The sequence below is a fragment of the Variimorphobacter saccharofermentans genome, from assembly GCF_014174405.1.
Lineage (GTDB): Bacteria > Bacillota > Clostridia > Lachnospirales > Lachnospiraceae > Mobilitalea > Mobilitalea saccharofermentans.
In genome coordinates this window covers 2,716,392-2,738,940 of the sequence record NZ_JACEGA010000001.1, presented here as the reverse complement: position 1 = coordinate 2,738,940, position 22,549 = coordinate 2,716,392, and the positions used below count along the sequence as shown (strand labels likewise).

At 51.7% G+C, this 22,549-nt stretch carries 14 protein-coding genes and 1 riboswitch; of the genes, 13 read left to right on the top strand and 1 reads right to left on the bottom strand.

Annotated elements, in window-relative coordinates; all coding sequences use genetic code 11:
- Nucleotides 1-44 precede the first annotated feature (44 nt).
- The 7 genes from H0486_RS12010 to H0486_RS11980 all read left to right on the top strand — a co-directional run bounded on the left by H0486_RS12010 (nucleotide 45) and on the right by H0486_RS11980 (nucleotide 7,128).
- Nucleotides 45-725, top strand: coding sequence for a hypothetical protein (locus H0486_RS12010; protein ID WP_228353218.1), 681 nt, complete (start codon nucleotides 45-47; stop codon nucleotides 723-725).
- Nucleotides 718-2,556: a VirB4 family type IV secretion system protein gene (locus tag H0486_RS12005; RefSeq protein ID WP_228353217.1), complete on the top strand. Its 1,839-nt coding sequence runs from the start codon at nucleotides 718-720 to the stop codon at nucleotides 2,554-2,556. Before H0486_RS12010 ends, H0486_RS12005 begins: the two co-directional genes overlap by 8 nt.
- A gap of 41 nt (nucleotides 2,557-2,597) precedes the next feature.
- Complete coding sequence (locus H0486_RS12000; RefSeq protein WP_228353216.1) at nucleotides 2,598-3,422, top strand: C39 family peptidase; 825 nt, start codon at nucleotides 2,598-2,600, stop codon at nucleotides 3,420-3,422.
- Between the two features lie 15 nt (nucleotides 3,423-3,437).
- The gene (locus H0486_RS11995; protein WP_228353215.1) at nucleotides 3,438-4,442 is read left to right on the top strand and encodes a hypothetical protein; all 1,005 of its coding nucleotides are present in this window, start codon (nucleotides 3,438-3,440) and stop codon (nucleotides 4,440-4,442) included.
- Nucleotides 4,443-4,466: 24 nt separating this feature from the next.
- Nucleotides 4,467-5,120: a helix-turn-helix domain-containing protein gene (locus H0486_RS11990; RefSeq protein WP_228353214.1), complete on the top strand. Its 654-nt coding sequence runs from the start codon at nucleotides 4,467-4,469 to the stop codon at nucleotides 5,118-5,120.
- A 190-nt stretch (nucleotides 5,121-5,310) separates the two neighbouring features.
- Nucleotides 5,311-5,514 carry a helix-turn-helix domain-containing protein gene (locus tag H0486_RS11985; protein WP_228353213.1) on the top strand — a complete coding sequence of 68 codons (204 nt, stop codon included), beginning with the start codon at nucleotides 5,311-5,313 and terminating at the stop codon, nucleotides 5,512-5,514.
- A 156-nt stretch (nucleotides 5,515-5,670) separates the two neighbouring features.
- Nucleotides 5,671-7,128, top strand: coding sequence for a sensor histidine kinase (locus H0486_RS11980; protein WP_228353212.1), 1,458 nt, complete (start codon nucleotides 5,671-5,673; stop codon nucleotides 7,126-7,128).
- 49 nt (nucleotides 7,129-7,177) lie between these two features.
- Here the strand turns inward: H0486_RS11980 and H0486_RS11975 are convergent, their stop codons facing one another.
- Nucleotides 7,178-7,867, bottom strand: coding sequence for a response regulator transcription factor (locus H0486_RS11975; protein ID WP_228353211.1), 690 nt, complete (start codon nucleotides 7,865-7,867; stop codon nucleotides 7,178-7,180).
- Nucleotides 7,868-8,057: 190 nt separating this feature from the next.
- Between H0486_RS11975 and H0486_RS11970 the strand changes: the two genes are divergently transcribed.
- The 6 genes from H0486_RS11970 (at nucleotide 8,058) to H0486_RS11945 (ending at nucleotide 22,086) form a co-directional block, all read left to right on the top strand.
- Complete coding sequence (locus H0486_RS11970; RefSeq protein ID WP_228353210.1) at nucleotides 8,058-8,354, top strand: hypothetical protein; 297 nt, start codon at nucleotides 8,058-8,060, stop codon at nucleotides 8,352-8,354.
- Between the two features lie 61 nt (nucleotides 8,355-8,415).
- A complete protein-coding gene (locus H0486_RS11965) occupies nucleotides 8,416-8,670 on the top strand; it encodes a hypothetical protein (RefSeq protein ID WP_228353209.1) in 255 nt (84 codons plus the stop codon).
- Nucleotides 8,667-8,924 (top strand): hypothetical protein, encoded by a 258-nt coding sequence (locus tag H0486_RS11960; protein ID WP_228353208.1) that lies wholly within the window; start codon nucleotides 8,667-8,669, stop codon nucleotides 8,922-8,924. The genes H0486_RS11965 and H0486_RS11960 overlap by 4 nt, the downstream gene beginning before the upstream one ends.
- Nucleotides 8,925-8,943: 19 nt before the next feature.
- Nucleotides 8,944-15,045, top strand: coding sequence for an S-layer homology domain-containing protein (locus tag H0486_RS11955; protein WP_228353207.1), 6,102 nt, complete (start codon nucleotides 8,944-8,946; stop codon nucleotides 15,043-15,045).
- Nucleotides 15,046-15,120: 75 nt separating this feature from the next.
- Complete coding sequence (locus tag H0486_RS11950; protein WP_228353206.1) at nucleotides 15,121-16,020, top strand: hypothetical protein; 900 nt, start codon at nucleotides 15,121-15,123, stop codon at nucleotides 16,018-16,020.
- Between the two features lie 177 nt (nucleotides 16,021-16,197).
- Nucleotides 16,198-22,086 (top strand): S-layer homology domain-containing protein, encoded by a 5,889-nt coding sequence (locus H0486_RS11945; RefSeq protein WP_228353205.1) that lies wholly within the window; start codon nucleotides 16,198-16,200, stop codon nucleotides 22,084-22,086.
- Nucleotides 22,087-22,101: 15 nt separating this feature from the next.
- Nucleotides 22,102-22,187: riboswitch (cyclic di-GMP riboswitch) on the top strand.
- Nucleotides 22,188-22,549: the final 362 nt, after the last annotated feature.

Genomic DNA, 22,549 nt, shown 5'->3' with positions numbered 1-22,549 from the left:
TTACCATAAATCCCTTACTTTTCGAAGTTTGGGATTTATTTTATTTGAAAAAGGAGCTACGCACTAATTACTTAGTGCGACAGCCCCTTTTGCTTTTGTTCCTGAAAACGGCTAAGAAACGGCCGGTATCAGACGAAGCGGCCATATCCATGCAGACCGCACAGCAGTTTATCAATGTGCGGGATGTAAAAGACAAATACCTATATACCAAAGATGGGTTGGTTCTGATTTATCTGCGTATCCACTCAATCAGCATTGATCTATTCAGCAAAGCTGAAAAAAGTGTCTTGATTCGGCAGCTTACCGCAGAGCTGTCCGATATTCAGTACCCCTTTAAGTTCATGGCGGTCAGCAGGCCCGTGGATATTTCTCCCCTGATCGCTGATATGCAGGGAATGCTTAAAACCGCCGATGACCGACGCAAGGAGCTGTTGCGGCAGGAGATTTTGCAGATGAGCAGCTACGCCTTGTCCGGCGAAATCGTGGAGCGTCAGTTTTATATCTCCATGTGGGATCGGTGCGAGGACGGTGTGGAAAAAGACTTATTTAAGCGGGCATCCCTTCTGGCAGAGAAGTTTACCACCAATGGAATTGGCTGCGATGTACTGGCAGAAAAGGAGATTGTACGGCTTTTGAACCTCATAAACAATCCGTCCTACACCCATCTGGAGGATACGGAGTTTGAGGCCAGTATCCCTATGTTAAAGGAGGACTTTTATGCCTAAAAAACAAGCCGTTCAAGAGCGTCATATTACGAATACAGCTTTGCTCAATGTCATTACCCCCATGGGGCTGGAATTTACGAAAAACAGCCTTTCCGTGGGAGAGAACTTCGGTAAGATTTACGGACTGATCCGCTACCCCCAAAAGGTGGAAACAGAATGGCTGTCCAAAATCACAAATATACCGTCCACTATTGTATCCATCGGCTTTAAGCCGGTGGATAATGCCACCTTAATTAACGCCATTTCCCGAAGCGTGGTTCAGCAGCGCGGCTTTGCCGAGGGTGCAAAAGACCCGCTGACCCGTCAACGTGCGGAGAAAGCGGCCGAGGACGGCGAGAAGATCATCATGCAGATTGACCGTGAGGGTGAAACCGTAGGGCTTATGAATGTCTCGGTCATGCCCATTGCCAAGGATGACCGCACCTTCAAAAAGGTCTGCCGACGTGCGGAAAGCATGATAAGTGTCTTGAAGTGCAAAATGCGTGTCATTCCCAATCTGCAAAAGGAGTGCTTTCAACACATCTCACCGTCCTTTCCGTCTGAAGGCAAGATAGAAAGCATCCTGCAAAAAATCGTTCCCCTGTCTACCTTTGTGGGCGGCTTTCCTTTTGCCAGCTCCGGCTTTAATGACGGAGAGGGCTATTATTTTGCACAGGACGCAAGCGGCAGTCTTGTCGTTGTGGACATTTGGAAACGCGGAAGCGACCGCACCAACAGCAATTTTGTCATCATGGGCAATTCCGGCGTAGGAAAATCTACCGCTATCAAGCATATTATCTTATCCGAGTACATGAAAGGCACGAAAATCCTTGTGGTAGACCCCGAATCAGAATATAAAGACCTTTGCTACAACCTTGGCCTTGGCAATGGCTGGATCAATGCCGTGGGAGGTTCCACAGGCAGGATTAACCCCTTGCAGGTCCGTCCATCCCCCCGTGATGATGAGCAGGAAAAGGAAACCGACCGTTTGTACCGTGACGAAGGCTATGGCATGAACGACCTGGCTCTTCATATGAAAAACCTTGAAATCTTTTTCAGCCTGTATATCCCAAGCCTTACGGATATGCAGAAAGCGGTCTTGAAGAAAAGTCTTGTGGAGCTATACAGAAAGTTCCATATCACATGGGATACCGACATTACCTCTTTGAAGCCGGAGGATTTCCCGATTTTCTCCGACCTTTATACGCTTGTTAAGGGGAAAGCGGATACCGAACAGGACAGACAGGCATATGCCGACCTGTCCCTGCTTCTGTATGATATTGCCGAGGGTGCGGATAGCTTCATTTGGAACGGTCACAGCACCATTGTCAGTGACAGCCCCTTTATTTGTCTTGATACCAATGCCTTGCAGGAAACCAGCGACAGTATCAAACGGACACAGTATTTCAATATTCTTACCTATTGCTGGGAGCAGATGAGCCGGAACCGTGATGAGAGAGTGCTGCTCATTTGTGATGAAGCGTATCTGATGATTGACCAAAAGGTGCCGCAATCCCTTGTCTATCTGCGAAATGCCATGAAGCGGGCAAGAAAATATGAGGCTGCGCTGGGGATCATCTCCCACAGCGTGATTGACTTTCTTTCGGAAAGCATCAAGCAGTATGGGCAGGCCCTGCTGGATGTGCCCTGCTACAAGCTACTGATGGGAACGGACGGCCCCAACCTAAAAGAAACCGCCAAGCTCTACGATCTGACGGAAGCAGAGCAGGAGCTTTTGCTGGCAAGAAAGCGTGGTCATGCCCTATTTATGGTGGGGGCAAAGCGGCTGCATATCAACTTTGAAATCCCGGATTACAAGATGATGTATATGGGAAAAGCGGGAGGAAGATAAAGGAAAGCCCGCTTTATCCACAGAACCATAGGAGGTGTTCCATGGCAGTAGACCCGATTACCGCCAAAATACTGGCACAACTGGCGGCACAGGCCGTAACCGATGAGCAGGTGCGAAAGCGCCTGCTCTGTATTATTTTAGCACCAATCATTGCCCTGCTTTTGCTGATTTCGCTGATTCTCTATATCCTGACCAGCCCATTATCCATATTCGCAGAGTGGGCGATGGGTGATGAATTGGACGCCATGAAAGACTTACAGATCAATTACGGATACAATCAGATTCTTGGCATTTATGAGCAGGATTACATTGATGGGAGCGGACAGAGCTATGACGGCGTGGTGTTTACGGACGGGGGCATGGAGGTTATCTACTACAACCAGCTTGATGAACGCTGGGCAAATGTCATGTATGGACAGTCCAGTACCATCGGAGAGGCGGGCTGTGGTCCCACCTCCATGTCCATTGTCATATCCACCCTGACCGGCACGGCACACGACCCCATAGAGCTTTCCAAATGGTCTGTAAAAAACGGACACCGCTGTGAGGGGAACGGTTCTTATCACAGCTTGATACCGGCTGCGGCTGAAAGCTATGGATTATCCTGCAAGGGGGATTTATCCGCACAGGATATTGTGGACGCCTTATCAAACGGCAAGCTGGTGGTTGCCATTATGAGTAAGGGGCATTTTACGACCAGCGGACATTTTATCGTCCTGCGGGGTGTTACCAGCGAGGGGAAAATCCTTGTAGCCGACCCTGCCAGCCATAAACGCAGCCAGCAGGAGTGGGATTTGTCGCTGATTATGAATGAGGCCCGCAAAGGTGCTGCCGCAGGCGGTCCTTTTTGGGCGATAGGAAACTAACAGGAGGGAAACGACATGATTTTATATCTTTCATCTACACAGCACACCAACCTGCTGGATTTCACAGGATTTTATGAAAGTGGCAGTGAACTGCCCATCAAGAAAATGGTGGGCAATTTTGTACTCAAGCAGTTTATCATCTACGATATGCGTAATTTTTCTCACTTTACCGAGGTGGTACTGGATCGCATTGCCTTTGGGGACAGTGACGAGGAATTTGCCGAAGCCATCGAAGAATTTTTGACCATGTACGGTCCCCGAATCACTGTAATTTGTGAAGGGTTAAGACAGGATAGCAGCCTGTTTCAAGCGCTCTTGAACAGCGGCGTGGGCAATATCGTCTGCGATACGGAAATTGCCGCTATCCAGTGTGAGATAGCCGAGTGCCTGAGTGAGCAGGGAATGACACGCTATCAACCCAAGGAACGGGCTAAAAAAGCGGAGGGCTGTAAAAGGTATCGGTTTGACTGTGAAAATATCCATATCGCCGTGATTTCCTCACAGCCGAGAATGGGAGCAACCACCACGGCAATCGGTCTGTCCTCATGGCTTGCCGCTGTGGGGGCTTCTGTTTATTATATAGAAGAAAACGACAGCGGCATTTTGACCGGCATGGCGGCTGATTACGACATGGAGCAGACTGGTGACGGCTGGCGGCTGGATGGTGTGTATTACGGCAATTCCCCCCTCAAAGAGCCTGCAAACTTCATTATTCACGACATTGGCATTATGACAAGCCTGAACGAAACAGTACAGACCGCCGATATGCTGCTGGCGGTCTGCGGAACAAAACCCTATGAGCTTCCCCATTCCATGCTTTTGCTGAAAAGGCTGGAAACCATGGACGCCTATGTACTATGCCCTTTTACCCATGAAAAGGTGAAGGGGGACTACTCGGCCTTTTTGCAAAATGATTTTCACAAAGTATTGTTTTTAGAGTACCAGCCTGAACTTACAGACGGTATGAGCAATGCCAAAACATATAAAACCATGCTGACAAAATATATCGCCGGAGCGTAATGCTCCGGCGTAAGGAGGATATTGATGATGACAAAGCAAGCTGAACTAAAACAACGGGCATATGCCAGCAGTCTGAAAAGCCGTGCGCTTTCCGTGCTGATTTATTTGATTGACCGGTCCAATAAAGACCTAACCTGTTTTCCGGCGATTCCGACTATGGCCGAACAACTCCATATCTCCGTATCCACTGTGAAACGAGCCTTAAAAGAGCTTGTAGACGCAGGCTATCTTGAAAAAGCCGCCCGTTTCCGGGATAAAAACCGTGGGCAAAGCTCGAACCTTTATACCTTGCTCTTTGTGGAGCAGCCCCCGGCATCTGATTATGATAATACCTCTGGTGAAGAACACAGAGATGATATAAATACACCTGACGAAGAAATGCAGTCAAAAGGTCATGCTGTAAAGTACATCACATTCGATACACTCGCTGAAAAGACAAAAACAGAGCAGAAACCAAGCTCATCTGAAAAAGTGCAGGAAGATGAAATAGAGTGCTCCGATTGTTATGATAGGCCAATACGGTCTGTTTTTTGCACCCCCGTTCAAATTGCTGCGCTGTCAAAGTATATGAAACCTCAAAGAATATTTGACAGACTGAGAGTACCCTATCTTGTGCCATTCCCTAACTCTCTTTTTCTACAGTGGACGGGGGCGGAGTCCAGTTTGGTACCCCCTTGAACTATTCATGTGAACTGGCTATAAACAGCGAAAATAAGGTTAGATAAGAACCAATAGCTTATGGTTATAAACAAATTCACCCTGTCCGTGTATAAAGTCTGATTTTACCAAATCCTTATTTCTTTTGCTTGAATATTTCTTCAAAATGAAATATAATAAATCATAAAGAGTACGGATTTGGAGGAAAACCATGGAATGGATTAGTGTAAAGGAGGCGGCGGACAAGTGGGGGCTTACCCCAAGAATGGTGGTTTACCATTGTGTCAACGGCCGTATTAAAGACGCACAGAAAATCGCAGGCGTGTGGCTGGTTCCGAGAGATGCCGCACGGCCGGAGGATAGGCGGAAGGGCAACGGAAGAGAACCCGCATCACAGGATGCGAAGAAGGGATAGCATGGTACGAACCAAACAAACCAAAAGGAGGTGACGCATATCCGAACCCTGATTCATAAGCTTGCCGGGCAGACCGGAAGGCTGGGCACAACCAAGCGGGATACGGAGGTTTGGGAAAACAACATCACCGTCAGTGCCGCCCCCAAGGATGGAAAAATGGATATCATCCTCCACAGCGCGCAGTTCTATTATGCCGGGAAGGGGGCAAGTCTGGCCGAGCTGACGGTAAGCCCGGTGGGGACAGAGTTCAATGGCATTGCCGGGCGTAAGAATATAGGGCTGGCGATGTTCGGCGCACTGCTCAGTGCGGGACTTCTGCTGCTTGGCATTTATCTGCTCTTTGCCCACACGAAAGCAACCCTGTATTTTGCCCTTGCCTGCTTTGACATTGCCCTTCGGGAAATCCTGACCAGTCAGGCATGGACTGACTTCCCCCTGTCCGGGGCGTTGTCCTTCCGGCTGGAATATCTCACTATCGTCCTGCTGGCGGTGTTTCTCTCCCTTTATCTTGGAGAATATGCAAAGGGGAAATTTCTTCATCTTGTTAAGTATGTGATGCTGTCCGGTGCCGGAATATACGGACTGTGCGTGCTGTTTGGAGATTCCCTGCTCTATACCTCCGTGCTAACGTATTATCAGATTCTGCTGATTTTGTGTATTGTTCCGGGCATTACAGGCGTGCTTTACACCATGCGCCGCCCCGACCGGGAGCAGACGGCGGCTGCCTATGGAATCGCCGTTTTCTTTCTGGCGGTATTCCATGATATTCTGATGTACAGCCATGGATTTGGAACGCTCCCCAAAAAGCCGCTGACAGAAATGGCCATGCTGGTCTTTGTTCTGGCACAGGCAATTTCCCTGTTTATCATGAATAACCGGGTGCTGTCTGAGGCAAAGGCGGCGGAACAAAAGCTGGCTGTCGAAAATGCGGCACTGGAGGACTTAAACCGGATGAAAACGGAGTTTTTAGGCAATGTATCCCATGAGTTAAAAACGCCGCTGACCGTGGTATCCGGGCACGCACAATTACTGGGAGCACAGCTTGTCGGGGAGAAAATGGCAGTCGCGCGCGACAAATCACGCATTATTTCTTCAGAAGCAGACCGGCTGGCGCTGATGGTGGGACAGGTGCTGGACGTGACCCGTATCGAGGAAAACAGGCTGACGGTAGATAAACGTCCCTGCCATATTGACGAGTTGATTTACAATGCGGTAGAAATGCACTTTCCCATTCTGAACAAAGCCGGTAACCGGCTGGAAATCCATGCAGAGCTTGATTTGCCGGTGGTGGCCTGTGACCCCGGTCGTATAACGCAGGTATTGGTGAATTTGATTGCCAATGCCCTGCGGCATACCGAGCAGGGCGAAGTCACCATTGCCGCAAAGGAAAGAAATGGGTTTATGGATGTGTCGGTATCCGACACGGGTGCGGGAATCTCACCCGATGAGTTATCACATCTTTTCATCCGATATCGGCCGGGGAGCGGCAAAACGGGCACCGGACTGGGGCTTTATATCTGCAAATATCTTGTGGAGGAGCACGGCGGCAATATCCGGGTAGAGAGTGCGCTTGGAAAAGGCACAGCCTTTACATTTTCTCTGCCGTTATCATAATTAAGTTGAAAAAATGCCGGGAGCAGTTCAAAACTGTTCCCGGCATTTTTTAGGTAAAGCGTATCTTGCGCAGAACATATTCCATTTGCTTTGTATTGCTGATCTCAAAAACGCTGGCATCATCCAAACCAATCCGCTTGCGCAGTCTGGAAATATTGACAGGAACAATGCTTTTCCAGTCGCCCTGCTCGGTGCCCCATGTGCGCCGGTAAAGCTCTTCACCGCTGATGCGCTGTCCAGCTGACAGTGCAAGGCAGCAAAGCAGCTGCAATTCTTTGGGCGGCAGAGAAACCTGCCTTCCCTCCAGCGTGACAATGCCGGACAGCACATCAATCGACATGGGCGGTAATTCAATCCGCCCTGCGAACTCAATTCCCTTGCGGCGAAGCTGCGCAGCAATCCGCGCTCCCAGAATTCTCAAATCATATGGCTTGGCGATGTAATCATCGCCGCCCTGCATAAGCCCTTTTATAACGCTGTCCTGTTCATCCCTGCTTGTCAGGAAGATAATAGGGGCGTTTGTTTTTTGCCGCAGCTCGGCGCAGAAATCAAAGCCCAGGCCATCCGGTAGCATGACATCCAGTAAAACCAAATCCGGCGTATATTCTTCCAACAAAAATCGTGCCTTTGAAATGGTTTCGGCTGTCGAAACAGTATAGCCCTGTCCTTCCAAATATTCACGGTTAAAGCTGCTGACCTTCTGCTCATCCTCAACCATTAAAATATGTGCTTTTCGCATGGATTACCCCTCCTTTTCTGCCTGTCATTCTACCAGCATTATAGCATGAAATGTGTGCGATTACAATTTTGTAATCGCGCGCACAAGGTTAAAATTGCCTGTTACACTATAGAAGGTTTCAAGAAAACCAGAAGAAAAATGAAATAGAAGGTAAATTCCACGCTATTGTGCTTAGGAGGTGGTTAAGAAAATGCGACTGGAACGAATTGCTGAGGAGAAGCACGAAATCATCCGGGTAGAGGCATTTGATGGGGACAGCTTCGGCATTACGCTGGAGAGTGGGCACGCCATCCTGCTGGAGCTTGGGGACAAAATCCACGAGCCGACTTATGCCGCCCTCATCGAAAGCGGGGATTTCTGCAAACCCTACACCGATGGGGAGCGGCTCTGTTGGCCCGGAGGGACGGCCCTTACCCTGAAGGAGATTCTGGATATGCTGCTGTCCCATGGAAATGCCCGGCAAAACAAAGACAGGAGGATTGAGTAGATGAAACAAGCATGGGAACGAATGGTCAGCCTGTTCCTCTCGGCGCAAAGGGGGTGACAGGGTGAAAATACGAATGGTCGGGACACACTGGGAGGGGGATGACTTATCCGGTATTTTTCTGGATATTACATTTTCAAATGAGCAGACCGTTTTACTTCCGCTGACCGAAAAGGCGCACGATTTGGCATTTACAGAGCTGCTTGAGGATGACCGTATTTGCAGGCCGAAAACGGACGGCGACCGGGTTTACTGGGTCGGCGGTCCCAGCCTCTCCTGTGCTGAGATATTGCAGATGGTGAGGGGGAATTCGGGATGAACGGACGGAAAATTATCAGCGCCGAAATCAATGACGGCAATCCCAATGCAATCAACGTGAAGCTGGATAACGGTGTTCTCTTGATGCTGGAGCTGACCCCGAAGCTGCACGACCCGAAGTTTGCCGAAATCCAGACGCTCCACCTGCCCCGCACGGACGGCAGCCGCGTCTACTGGACAAACGGCGCAAGCCTGAGCCTTGATGCGCTTATGGCACTGTTGACGGACGAAACAGGCTCCGAAAACAACACTTAGAATGGAGGTAACGAGAGAAATGAAACAAACATGGAAACAAATCGGCAGTCTGTTCCTGTCGGTGTGCATGGTGGTAACCATGCTGCCGGTAACAGCCTTTGCCGAAACAGGTACAAAGGATTCCGGCGCAATCACCGCCTTTGCGGCGTTAGATGAGGATATTGCCGTACAGACGGTGGTTCTCGGCACTGCGGAGAATAAGCTCAACCTGCCGAAGAAACTGACGGTCATCGTGACAAAAACGGTAACGACCACCACCGGCTCCGCTGTTACAGCGACTGTCAGCGGTGATGACACTGCCACGGGCAGCGAAGCGCAGAAACAGGAACAGCAGGAAGAAACGAAGGAAATCACGGAAGAAACCACCGTGGATGTGACCTGCTGGACTTCCGATCAGCCCTATGACGGCGATGTCGAGGGGGACTATGTGTTTACCCCCACGCTGGCTTTGCCCGAGGACTTGACGCTGTCAGAGGGTGTGCGTGCGCCGACCGTCACCGTGACGGTGGAGACGGAACCCGCCGTACTGCCACCTTCTGCGCCGCAGGCAAGGGGCATGGCTGCGCCATTTGGGGCTGGCGCCTCATCAGTCGGCAACGCAACCGACCTTAAGACCGCTTTGGAAAGCACCACCGCCGACACCATTACCGTGACGGCAAGCTTCACCCTGACCGATGCGGTAGAAGTAAAGGCCGACCATACCCTGATTATTGAAGATGGCTTCATTCTGACCCTGGGCGACTTTTCATCCGGTTCAGCAACACTCACCGTCCCGACTGATAAAACGCTGACGGTAAATGGTGCAGGAACACTTGAAGTGCGCAATACCACCACTTCTTCGGGAGTGGTGGTGCATGGGAGCATGGTTGTCAGCGGTGGAAACCTAACCGTAAAAAACAGCGGTGCCAACACACTCGGCATTTGGGCCATCGGTTCATTGCGTATAGAGAACATCAGCGTGTTATCCGTGGCAAACACCGGAACTAACACCGGTATTCAGGGAGATGTAACCATCAAGGACAGCACTGCGACCATCTCCAATACAAACAGTAGCATGACGGGATGCAAAGGCATCTCCGCTTCTTCACTTACCATTGACAACAGCACCGTGACAATGAGCAACAGCATATATAGTGTGGGCATTCAAAATTCTGGTGGTGCTATTACACTTAAAGACAATGCCCACGTAATTGCTGGCGGGGCAGGAAGCGGTATTCACTTCAGTACAAACTCCGGTTCTTTGACGGTGGACGGCTCCATCCTGGAGCTTCAATCGGGAACCGGACTGAATTTAAGTTTTCCGGACGAGGTTGCCTTTACTGGCTTAAACAGCGGAACTGTTAGGTTGTCGGAGGGGACAAAAATCGGTTCTGCCAATGGCAAAATGGAGGATCAGGGTTTTGTCTTAACGAAAGATTATGTTACCGTTGGCGCCGCGGACGCAACCCCTTCCGCAGACAGTCTGACCGCTGGTGACTATGTGTGGGACGGCACACACTTTGCCAAGGGCGGCGGCACCTTCTTCGACACTGCCACCGCCACCTTTAACCTCGCCAATCTGCCTGCCACGGACGAAAGCGGCGGCAGCGACGCTACGGCGTGGACTTGGAGCAACACCAACAAGCTGCTCAAGCTCACAGGCACAGGCACTTACACCCTCACCGGCACAGCGAACGGCATGGGTGTGGAGGTGACCGCAGACGGCGCCACCGTAATCCTGGACGGCGTGACGCTTACCGGGGCCGACGTATCCGATTACGGTTTGGAAAACAAATTGAACAAGGGTGCCTGCCCTCTCTTTAGCCGCAGCTCGGCGGTTCCACTCAGCCTTGTGGTGAAGAACGGTACGACCAATGTCATCACTGCGATTTCAATCTCCGCTCTCTACGCAGCGGGCAATCTGACCCTAACAGGTACAGGCAGCCTGACCGTTACCGGCGGTGATGGCTACTCCGGCGGAAGCGGCATCGACATAGAGGGTAACAGCTGCATCGTAAATGGCCCCGCTGTCACCGCCGTAGGCGGCAATGAAAGGCTCCCCATGTCCACAGAGGGTGGAACTCTCGCAATTCAAAGCGGCAGCCTGACCCTGAAAAATATCTGGAATAACTATGACGAGGCGCTGGACGGTAATGGAAAAACTCTGTCTGTTACAGTGGCTTCCGCCGCAAGCTTTACCACCGTGAAGGGCGATGGGAACGGACATGGCTATCTGGCGGGAACCGATAACAAGACCACCATCACCAACAATGGCGGCACAGTCTACATCGATGGCTCTGTCCTCGGCAAGGCAATCAACAATGAGGGCGGCAGCTTTACTGTCACCGGAGCTGTGGCAGCCTCCGAGGGCAACATCACAAAACCAAGTCTGCCCGATGTAACAGTGAATTTGGCAAGTGCCAGCACCTCTACGGAGAATTACGAGGTTGTAACCGGCGGTACACATTTTACTGACTTGCAGAATATGTATGGAGCGTTCACCACATTCCTAATGGCAAAAAAGGCGGCTAACTTTACCCTCACCGGCAGCGGTGCAGACATCTGCTGGGTGGATACAAATGAAACCTCCGCCTATCTCTTTAGCAGCATGACTATCGGCAGCTACGCCATCAATTCCGCTTCTGTGCAAGTGAACGGTAATAACGCCTCCGGAGGTACGTATTATGCCGGAAACCAAAGTGGCGCAACTTACACCGGAACAGGAACACTGGCAATTACCAAGCCTTCGGAAGTCAGGGCAAATGTCGGTCTTAGTTTGAATAACGGCGACGATCTGGTCCTTGATGGTCCCAACCTGACCGTTTCAAGCTATGAGACGGCAATCAATAAACTGCATCTCAAAAGCGGCAGCTTTACCGCTGACGGAGTTGCCGACTTTTTTGAAATATCGGGCGGCACGGCGATTTTCAATGATACCGGGAGCGCGACCCTGAAATCTTGGAACGTGAAGCACACCGGCGGTCAGCTCAAAATTACCACCTACGGCACACTGAACAGCGGTGTGGGTCTCACCGCCCCAACAAGCAGCGCTCTGTTCAGAGAAGACGGCGGCTCCCTCGTGGCGGACACATACCTTTGGGGAGAAGCTTCTTACAACGTGGCAAGGCCTGCCGATCCCACAAAGTTCGGTTTTGTCTTTGGTGGCTGGTATGCCGATGCTACGCTGGAAAATGAAGCTGTTTTCGGTAGCGTTGTAACCAACACGGTCTACTATGCCAAGTGGAATATTGCCACAGGAGCTGACCACACCATCACCGTAATAAACGGCACAGCTAGCCCAACTTCGGCAGCGGCAGGAACAACCGTTACCCTCACAGCCGATGCTGCACCCAGCGGACAGCAATTTAAGGAGTGGAGCATCAGCCCCACCGTTACCTTTACAGACGGTACAGACGAATATAGCGAGAGCGCAAAATTTCCCATGCCAAATGAAGCGGTCACGGCTACGGCCACCTATGAGCAGGACACTTCGTCAACACTTTATATCCTTGACACACCCGTCACGGATACCAACAAAGATAACATCACGGGACCGAGTATCAGCGGCAGCGTAAGCTACGACCCGGCCACCAAGACATTGACGCTGAATAATGCGACCATCTCTCCCTACTCCAATCTTTCTACCGCATATTTAGAGACTGGCATATCTGCGATGGACGACTTGACCGTCAAGCTGATAGGGCAAAATAGAATCGGCACAGCGCCGAACAATCCGAAGAATGAGGCCGACTACAATGTGAGTGGGGGTATTGCAAGCCAAAAATCACTTTCTATCACCGGCGAGGGAAGCTTGACGATATACGATTCAGTCACAGGCCTTTATGGAGTGGATACTCTTACCGTAGACATTGGCGGCAGCCTGATTGTGACAGAATATGGAGATTTGGGTAAGGCCTGCTGCTTAAAAACTGATGGGGTACTCACCATCAAAAGAGGCAGCTTGGATCTGACCTCCTACGCATCCAAGGGATTGTATGGCAACAGCATTGTCATTGAGGGCGGCATTATCTCAACCCAAACCCAAGGCGGCGAGCATTTTGCCTTTAGTACCATGCCATCCTTCGGTGGCAGTTATACACCCGACGTATTCGCTGGTGAAAGTGCAGCTTCAGCTGTGAAAGTCACCAGCCCCACCGCAGCAACCTTTACCGCCAGCAAATATGTGCGGATACAGCCGGCAGGTGCAGAGACTTATACCATAGCATTAAACGCAAACGGCGGATCGGTTTCCCCAACCACAATGCAGACAGATACTGACGGAAAGCTGACCAGTCTGCCTGCCCCCATCCGCAGCGGCAGCTATCGCTTTGACGGCTGGTTTACAGCGGCAAGCGGCGGCACAAAAGTGACCGCAAGCACTGTATTTGGTACCAATACCACGATTTATGCCCATTGGACAGATACGAGTGACAGCGGAGGCAATGGCGGCGGTTCCGGTGGTTCAGGTGGCGGTTCCTCCTCCGGCGGAAGTTCCAGCAGCACGACCACACCAACGACCACCACACCCGGCAAGACTCCAAACCAGCCGGTAACAGCGGCGGCTTCTGTCACGGCAACAGCAAGCCAGAACGGCATAGCAAATGCATCTATCCCGGAGAAATCCGTAACAGATGCCATTGCAAAAGCACAGGCTGACGCAAAGGCACAGGGCAAAACCGCAAACGGCATCATTGTTGCGCTGAATGTCACCATGCCAAAGGGCGCAACCTCCCTGACGGCAACCCTGACAAGAACTTCTTTCAACAGCCTTGTCAGTGCAAGAGTCACCAGCCTTGAGCTGAACGGCTCCCCCGTGAACGTTTCCTTTGATACCAAGGCACTGGCGGAAATCCAGAAGCAGAGCAGCGGCAACATCAGCATCACCATTGCACCCAACGCCAAGCTGTCTGCAGCGGCAAAGGGCATGATCGGCACACGCCCGGTCTATGACCTGACAGTCAGCTACACCAAGGACGGCAAAAATGCCACCGTCACCACCTTCGGCGGCGGTACAGCTACGGTTTCCGTGCCTTACACTCCCGCCAAGGGAGAAGCGGTCGGCGGCCTGTATGCGGTCTATGTAGACGCAAAGGGCAATGCAACCCGCATCGCAGGCTCCGCTTACGACGCAAACAGCGGCTGCGTGATGTTTACTACCACACACTTTTCCCTGTACGGCATCGGCTACACCGCGCCGTCCGCGAAATTTACGGATATTAAAACCCATTGGGCAAAGGAATCCATCGATTATGTGGTGGGCAGAGGGCTGCTCTCCGGCACAGCGGAAACCACCTTTGCACCCGACACAGCCATGACGCGGGGAATGCTGGTAACAGCCCTCGGCAGACTGGCGAATGTAGATACCAAAGTGTACACCACCAACAGCTTTACGGATGTGAAAGCGGACAGCGCCTTCCGTCCTTATATTGAGTGGGCGTACAAGAAAGGCATTGTGCAGGGCGTTGGCAACAGCCAGTTTGCACCCGACAGGGCGATCAGCCGTGAGGAAATCGCAGTGATCTTTGCCAACTTTGCCAAGGCAACCGGATACACCCTGCCTGTGACACGCAATGCCACGACCTATGCGGACGCTTCCAGCATTGGAAGCACCTACAAAACAGCGGTAACGGCCATGCAGCAGGCAGGCATCATGATAGGCGGCACAAGCAATAAGTTCAATCCCAAATCCAGTGCTACCCGCGCCGAGGTTTCTTCCATGCTCCACCGCTATATCAAGCTGACCATTGACCCGGATACGGCACAGGGCTGGACACTGAATGACGCTGGACAGTATCTGTACTACAAGAACGGCAAGTCCCTCACCGGTACGCAGACCATTGACAGCGTGAAGTATTTCTTCAACACCGACGGCACCCTGAAAACCGGCTGGGTCAAGGATGACGCCGGAAACTGGCGCTTCTATTCCGGCAATACCATGCTGGTAGGCTTTTGGGATTTAGGCGCCAATGGTAACAACAAAACCTACTACTTCACCAAAGACGGTATCATGGTTGCCGGGAAATGGCTGGAGATCGACGGCAAGTGGTATTACTTCAATGCCGATGGCTCTCTTGCCAAGAGCACCAAGGTCGACGGCTATGAGGTCGATGAAGATGGTGTGAGAAAAACGAAGGGAAACTAAGGAAAACGCATAGGGCTGTGGCTTTTGCTCCAGCCCTATGCGGCATTCCATAGCTAAGGAGGTTCCGCAATTATTTTGAAGAAATATCTGACCATAAAACAGGTGTCTATTTTTACCGCCTTGCTACTGACCCTTTCCCTGCTCCTGACAGGGTGCGGCAAAACGGGCGCTGAAAGCGAAGAGGCAGAAACCAAAACAGCCACCCTTTGGGCTGGAACAACCCAATCCGATTTGATAAGTGAACCCATGGAATACACCGGAGAGCTGACAGCAGAAAAACTGGCAAAAGGGCTTTCTGAATGGACGGGGCTGGATTTCTTTGTGACGGACAGCGACGCGCCTGACGGCATTTCTGTGGATTGGGCGGAAAATTCCACCTTGATTGCGGGGCTTGACGACCGGGCGCAAAAAGACGATTTTCACTTTTACGACGCAGAATCCCTGCGCTGGTTCATGATGGATAGTCTGCTGTACACCCTGAACACCAACCTCAGCCCTGAAAATGTCTACTACACCAGGAACGAAGGGCAGGCGCTGACCTTTGACGAGCTCTCCCCGGTTAGCGAATTCCCGACCGATTTGCCCTATATGGGCAGTGTCTTTTACTTTTCCCATGAGGGTGGCAGAGGCGACCTGATCGACGAAAATGGAGATGTCACAAACAGCGAAAGCGACCCCGACGATACCGGCCAGCCGGAATGGTGGGGAACGTATCAAAACGACGAGCTGGGCTTTTCCGTTATCATCACCGAATACAGCGAAACAGGCTTTTGGGCTGAAATCAGCCTGCTGCGAAACGGCAGCATTGTTTTGGCGGCACAGGTGGATGTGAACCCGGAGCATAACCTGTATGCCACATTCGGTGATTTTAGAATCAACTTTAGTCTCACCGAAGATTTCAGAGCGGTAGAAATTATGGGTTACGAGGATTCCGAGTGGGCGCACCTGTTCGGGACGTATACAAAGCTGGAATAGCACCGGCGAGGCGTGAGACGAAATCAGCAAGAGAGGGACGCCGGATTGCTTTCCCCGTTTATCTCAAACGGAGGAAGAAACTGTATTCTGACGGGGCGTCCCGCAAATTGTGCTCACGGATATTTTTGCATGGCTGTCCTTACAGCCGCACAAACAATGAGGAGGTAATGAGAGAAAATGAATCGAACATGGAAACAAATCGGCAGTCTGTTCCTGTCGGTGTGCATGGTGGTAACCATGCTGCCGGTGACAGCCTTTGCCGAAACAGGTACAAAGGATTCCGGCTCTCCGCTGGGAGCCAGCGGTGAGATCACCGCATTTGCGGCGTTGGATGAGGATATTGCCGTACAGACGGAGGATATCGGCACTGCAAAGGACGATCTGAACCTGCCAAAGACGCTGAAAGTCACCGTTACAAAAACGGTAACGATCACCACCGGCTCCGCTGTTACAGCCACGGTAAGCGAAAATGACACTGCCACAGGCAGCGAGGCTCAGAAACAGGAACAGCAGGAAGAAGCGAAGGAAATTACGGAAGAAACCACCGTGGATGTGTCCGACTGGGTTTGCGGCACCCCCTATGACGGCGATACCGAGGGGGACTATGTGTTTACACCCGCGCTGGATTTGCCGGACGGATTGATACTGGCAGAGGGTGTGAGTGCGCCAGTTATTGCTGTAACGGTGGCGAAAACAGCAGCACCTGCAGAAGAAGCACCTGCGGCTCGCGGTGCAGCTGTGCCACAGAGTACCGGGGAGGATATTGCCATTGACGAAGCCAATTTCCCGGATAAAAACTTCCGTGACTATCTGTTGGCGCAAACCTACGGAACGGATGCTATTCTGAAGGCGGAGGAAATCGCCAGTATAACCGGTATAGGGGTACTGGACAAAGGAATCACCGATCTGACAGGAATAGAGTATTTCACTGCGATAACCTATCTGCGTTGCGGCAAGAACAAGTTGACCGAGCTGGATGTGAGCAAGAATACCGAACTGATAAGTCTGACTTGCTTCTCGAATAAGCTGACCGAGCTGGATGTAAGCAATAATACCAAGCTGCTTGAGCTGAATGTGCAGGAGAATTATCTTCCTAACAAGTCCGCAATCAAGGGACTTGATGAGGCTCGGACGACGACGTTTACGTTTGGTAATCAGAAAGTTGATTCAATTACGATTAACCATTTCAATTTCCCCGATGAACAATTCAGGTCATTTCTGCTGAATAGCTCCTATGTAGCCGATGGTAAGTTGACAGTGGAGGCAATTGCTAACATTACTGTTCTTGATGTATCTAACAAATTTATCACCGATCTGACGGGAATTGAGTATTTTACCGAACTGACCAACTTAAACTGCTCCTCGAATAGCCTGTCCCGGCTGGATGTAAGTAAGAACACAAAGCTTACCACGCTGGATGCGAGGAGGAACTATTTCCCTAACAAGTCTGCAATCACGGGGCTTGACGAAATCCGTACAACAGTTACATTTGCTCCGCAGAATTTAAAAGTCAACGCAGCTAATTTTCCGGATGAAAATTTCCGAAGTTGGCTGCTCTCGCAGTCCTACGGAAATGACAGTACTCTGACACCGGAGGAAATTGCCGAGATTAAAGTTATTGATGTACATTCCTTCGTTGCAGCAGAAAAACAAATCTCCAGCCTGACGGGGATCGAGCATTTTACCGAGCTCACGGAGCTGAACTGCAGAAACAATCAGCTGACCGAGCTGGATGTGAGTAAGAACACCAAGTTGTCCATACTGTACTGCGACGGAAATGAGCTGACCGAACTGAATGTGAGCGGCCACCCTGCGCTGGAAAAGCTTGATTGCGCCTACAACCGGCTCACCGCACTGGATGTGAGCAAGAACACCCAGCTGACCGAGCTGGACTGCCGCTCGAATGAGCTGACCGAGCTGAATGTGAAGCAAAATACCGAACTGACCAAGCTGGACTGCCGCTCGAATGAGCTGACCGAGCTGGATGTGAGCCAGAACACCCTGCTGACCAGGCTGGTCTGCGGCTCTAATCAGCTGACCGGGCTGGACGTGAGCAAAAACGCCCTGCTTACCTGGCTGTACTGCGATGAAAACCTGTTGACCCAGCTGGATGTGAGTAAGAATACTTCGTTAGAAAGGCTGAGCTGCGGACCTAATCAACTGACCGAGCTGGATGTGAGCAAGAACACCCAGCTGGCCGCACTGTTCTGCTCATCAAATAAACTGACCGTGCTGGACGTAAGCAAGAACACCAAGCTGTCCACTCTGTACGTGAATCTGAACTATCTTCCGAATCAGGCCGCAATCAAGGGTCTCAATAGCCAGACGCAACTGACCTTTGACCTGCAGAAGCCAAGCACGCCGGGCAAGGACGTTACATCTGCGTTTACCGACCCAAACTTTCGTGCGGCTGTGCGTGCATTGCTTGGTCGGGGTTCGAACGAACCAATTTACGATAATGAGGCCGCTCGCATAACATATCTGGGCGTAAATAATGAAAGCATTTCAAGCCTTGCAGGAATTGAATACTGTACCGGGCTGACGGAACTGGACGGCTTCTTAAATGCGATAAGCGAGCTTGACTTGAGCAAAAATACCGCACTGGAGAGAATAAATTGTGATGCCCAGGAGGTTCCCATCACGCTTACAAGAAGTGGAAGCAGCTACACAGCGAATATCACACTCAATAATCCCACCCTTGCGGAGGGGCTGACCTACAATAATGGCATCCTCACCAGTAACAGCAATACCATTGCCTCCTCTCCTTTCACGGTAGCTACGGGTCATAGCAATCCCAACTTTAAGCTGTCTGGAACGCTGAACCTGACCTATGTGGAGAGCGGAGATATTACAGCGCCCGTACTCTCGGGCGGCAGTGTGAACCGCGCCAGTGATACACAGGCTGCCATCGTCTTTACCACCGACGAAGCCGGAACCGCCTATTACCTTGTTGTAAACAGTGGTGCCGCCGCTCCGGCAGCTGCTTTGATTGCGGCGGGAACCTCTCTGGGCTCTGTATCTGCCGGTACGGTTACCGATAAGGCCGTAACACTGACCGCAGGTGCAAAGGATATCTACGTTGTCGTAAAAGATGCAGCGGGCAATATCAGTAGTCCGCTGAAAATTGAAGCGGCGGCATATGCTGCGCCTGAGGCAACGGTATCGTCCATAGCGGTTAACAGCACGATCCATAAAACCGCCTACAAGGTGGGCGATATGCTGGATGTGACAAATCTCACCATCGAGGCAAGCAAGTCCGATGGGAGCAAGTCGACCGTGCCGATAACCGCAGATATGGTATCCGGTTTTAACAGCACCACAGCGGCCACAAGCCAGACACTGACCATCACCTATGAAGGAAAGACTACGACCTACACCATCAGCATAGCAAAAGCCGATGGCCCCGCCGCACCCACTGGGCTTACAGGTGTGAAGCCAACCACCGCAGGCGGCAGTGACGGCAAAATAACAGGCACTACGGCTCTGATGGAGTATTCCTCCAACACAAGCTTTACCGGTGCGACAGACTGCACCGGCACCGAGATCACCGGCCTTGCCGCGGGAAACTACTATGTGCGTGTAAAGGCTACTGCTACCCATGAAGCGGGAGCCTATGCCATAGTTGCAGTTCCCGAAGGGGCTGCTTCCCCTGTGACTGTCACCGGCGTGACCGTTTCGCCCTCCACCACCAGCGTGCAAAAAGGCAAAACGCAGACGTTCACCGCCACGGTTACCGGCACCGGCGCTTTTGACACTACTGTAAGCTGGATCGTGAGCGGTGGCGCAGCCGGTACGCAAATTGACACATCCGGCAAGCTCACCGTAGATGCAGGCGAAACGGCAGCATCCCTGACCGTCACCGCCACTTCCAACGGAGACGGCACCAAAGCAGGCACCGCCACCGTAACCGTCACCGAAGAGACGGTCACCAAGCACATCCTGACGGTCACAAATGGCACAGGCGACGGCAGCTTTGCCGAGGGCGCAAAAGTTACCGTCACAGCGGATGCACCGGATACCGGCAAGGAATTTGACAAGTGGACATCTACCGTTTCCGGAGTGCTTGCCAATGAAACCGCCCCCATCACTATTGTCACCATGCCCGGCGGGGATGTAACCGTTACGGCGACCTACAAGGATAAGGTTGTCACTCCCGACACCTACTCCGTTGACATCAGCGGCAGCTATGCCGCCACTACAGGTGCGGGCAGCTATGCACAGGGCACCACCGTAACCATTTATGCAGGCAACCGCAGTGGTTACAGCTTTACCGGCTGGACGGCAAGCGGCGTAACCCTCGCAAATTCCAGCAATGCTTCGACGACCTTTACCATGCCTGCCAATGCGGTAACCCTTACGGCAAACTGGAGCTACAACGGCGGTGGCGGCGGAAATGGCGGCGGTTCTTCCTCCGGCGGAAGTTCCAGCAGTACAACCACACCAGCCACAACCACACCCGGAAAGGCTCCGAACCAGCCGATAACGGCGGCGGCTCCTGTTACGGCAACCGCAGGCCAAAACGGCACAGCAAATGCATCAATCCCGGAGAAATCCGTAACAGATGCCATTGCAAAAGCGCAGGCTGATGCAAAGGCGCAGGGCAAGACTACAAACGGCACCACAGTTGCGCTGAATGTCACCATGCCAAAGGGCACAACTGCCCTGACAGCAACCCTGACGAAACAATCCCTTGACAGCCTTGTGAGCGCAGGGGTCACCAGCCTTGAGCTGAATGGTTCCCCTGTGACTGTATCCTTTGATACCAAGGCGCTGGCGGAAATCCAAAAGCAGAGCAGCGGCAACATCAGCATCACCATTGCCCCCAATGCCAAGCTATCCGCTACGGCCAAGACCATGATCGGCACACGCCCGGTCTATGACCTGACAGTAAACTATACTAAGGACGGCAAGAACGGCACGGTTAGCAGCTTCGGCGGCGGTACGGCTACGGTTTCCGTGCCTTACACTCCCGCCAAGGGTGAAGCAATCGACGGTCTGTATGCGGTCTATGTGGACGCAAGCGGCAATGCAACCCGTATCGCAGGCTCCGCGTATGATGCGAATAGCGGCTGCGTGATGTTTACCACCACCCACTTCTCTCTGTACGGCATCGGCTATACCGCGCCGTCCGCAAAGTTTACGGATATTACAACCCATTGGGCAAAAGAATCCATTGATTATGTGGTCGGCAGAGGGCTACTCTCCGGCACAACGGAAACCACCTTTGCACCTGACACCGCCATGACCCGTGGAATGCTGGTAACAGCGCTCGGCAGGCTGGCTGGCGTGGACACCAAGGCGTACGCCACAAACAGCTTCACGGATGTGAAGGCAGACAGCGCTTTCCGCCCCTACATTGAGTGGGCGTATAAAAAAGGCGTTGTGCAGGGCACTGGAAACGGCAAGTTTGAACCCGACCGTGCCATCACCCGTGAGGAAATCGCAGTGGTCTTCGCAAACTTTGCGAAAGCTACCGGCTATACTCTGCCGGTAACCCGTAACGCAACAACTTATGCGGATGCCTCCAGCATTGGCAGCACCTACCAAACAGCGGTCACCGCCATGCAGCAGGCGGGCATCATGATGGGCGGCACAAGCAACAAGTTTAACCTGAAATCCAGTGCTACCCGTGCGGAGGTCAGCTCCTTGCTTCACCGCTATATCAAGCTGACCATTGACCCCGCCACGGCACAGGGATGGGCGAAAAACGATGCCGGACAGTACCTGTACTACAAGGACGGAAAAGCCCTTACCGGCACACAGACCATCAATGGCGTGAAGTATTTCTTCAACACCGACGGAACGCTAAAAACCGGCTGGGTCAAGGACGACACCGGAAACTGGCGCTTCTACTCCGGCAATACCATGCTGGTAGGCTTTTGGGATTTGGGCGCCAATGGCAACAACAAAACCTACTACTTCACCAAGGACGGCATCATGGTTGCCGGGAAATGGCTGGAGGTCGACGGCAAGTGGTATTACCTTAATGCTGATGGTACGCTTGCCAGAAGTACCAAAATCGACGATTATGAGGTCGATGAAAAAGGTGTAAGAAAGACGAAATAGTGACAACAAAATAAATAAAGCCAAGGGCAAACCCGGCTAAAGCCGGGGACGCAAAGCCGAGGGTCTACGGCGTTTTACGTTATGATAGCCTGGCTGCCAAAAACCGAGCAGAGCCTGCCCTCAATTTTGGGGGTAGGCTCTTGCCCTATTTTACGGGCATTTCGGGTGTTTGTAGCATCAGGCAGGGCTTTTGGTCTACGCCGTGGCGGAAGGGGTTTCCTTATGCGTATGCCCTACCTTTTGCTTTTTCAGAGGTGGAAATAGAGAAAACAAAGCTCATACATACCTCCTCGCAATTATACAATTTAATAGTAATATTATAAAAAAGTCAGTATTTTGCCTTGGGCAACGTACTGGCTTTTTTTGTTCGACAAAAAAACTGCTTTATTTCCATTCTATCCCAAGTTCAGACATGAATATCCATCTGATTGTCGAACCATGCTGCCGCTCTCCGCCCTCCAAT

What these genes read in the sequence shown, in the direction of transcription:
- H0486_RS11985 (WP_228353213.1), top strand. Translation starts at nt 5,311, where the DNA reads ATGGAATGGATTAGTGTAAAGGAGGCGGCGGACAAGTGGGGGCTTACC.
- H0486_RS11975 (WP_228353211.1), bottom strand. Translation starts at nt 7,867, where the DNA reads ATGCGAAAAGCACATATTTTAATGGTTGAGGATGAGCAGAAGGTCAGC.
- H0486_RS12005 (WP_228353217.1), top strand. Translation starts at nt 718, where the DNA reads ATGCCTAAAAAACAAGCCGTTCAAGAGCGTCATATTACGAATACAGCT.
- H0486_RS11970 (WP_228353210.1), top strand. Translation starts at nt 8,058, where the DNA reads ATGCGACTGGAACGAATTGCTGAGGAGAAGCACGAAATCATCCGGGTA.
- H0486_RS12000 (WP_228353216.1), top strand. Translation starts at nt 2,598, where the DNA reads ATGGCAGTAGACCCGATTACCGCCAAAATACTGGCACAACTGGCGGCA.
- H0486_RS11945 (WP_228353205.1), top strand. Translation starts at nt 16,198, where the DNA reads ATGAATCGAACATGGAAACAAATCGGCAGTCTGTTCCTGTCGGTGTGC.
- H0486_RS11960 (WP_228353208.1), top strand. Translation starts at nt 8,667, where the DNA reads ATGAACGGACGGAAAATTATCAGCGCCGAAATCAATGACGGCAATCCC.
- H0486_RS11995 (WP_228353215.1), top strand. Translation starts at nt 3,438, where the DNA reads ATGATTTTATATCTTTCATCTACACAGCACACCAACCTGCTGGATTTC.
- H0486_RS11955 (WP_228353207.1), top strand. Translation starts at nt 8,944, where the DNA reads ATGAAACAAACATGGAAACAAATCGGCAGTCTGTTCCTGTCGGTGTGC.
- H0486_RS11980 (WP_228353212.1), top strand. Translation starts at nt 5,671, where the DNA reads ATGGATATCATCCTCCACAGCGCGCAGTTCTATTATGCCGGGAAGGGG.
- H0486_RS11990 (WP_228353214.1), top strand. Translation starts at nt 4,467, where the DNA reads ATGATGACAAAGCAAGCTGAACTAAAACAACGGGCATATGCCAGCAGT.